Annotated in this window: 1 protein-coding gene; it reads left to right on the plus strand. The window is 71.4% G+C overall.

Annotated elements, in window-relative coordinates; genetic code table 11:
- Positions 1-511, plus strand: a 511-nt coding sequence (locus MZTS_RS24890) for a phosphatase PAP2 family protein (RefSeq protein ID WP_484502694.1), incomplete at both ends; no start/stop codon positions are given.

Below are 511 nucleotides of genomic sequence, written 5' to 3' on the forward strand. Positions count from 1 at the left end.
TTTCCTCCGATGTTCCGTCCGACCCGCGCGCCGGTCCGCCTCGCCGCCCTGCTGGCCCTCCTCGCAGTCGCCTCACCGCTTCAGGCACAGCCGGCCCGATCCGCCGGACCCGAGCCATCGGCACCCGCCCTCGAAAAGGACAAGCTCGGCCCGTCGAATCCCAAGGGCTATCTGAGTGAGGAGGCGACGCCGGATCTCGTGAGCATCCTGCCGCCTCCCCCGGCCGGGCATTCTGCGGCGGAGGCTGCGGATCGGGCGATCTACAACGCCACCCGCGCCTTTCAGGGCAGCCCGCGCTGGGCGCTCGCGACCAACGATGTCGCCGATGGCGGCGCGGCGCTCCTCGAAGATTACGCCTGTGTGCTCGGGCAGCGCATCGACCATGCCCGCGTTCCGAACCTGATGCGGCTCCTGGACCGAAGCCGCATCGACATCGCCCGGGCCACGCGGGTGGCGAAGCGGCGCTACCGCCGCCTGCGCCCCTTCGTCGGCAACGAGGCGCCGATCTGCG

This window comes from Methylorubrum zatmanii (genome assembly GCF_014845115.1).
Lineage (GTDB): Bacteria > Pseudomonadota > Alphaproteobacteria > Rhizobiales > Beijerinckiaceae > Methylobacterium > Methylobacterium zatmanii.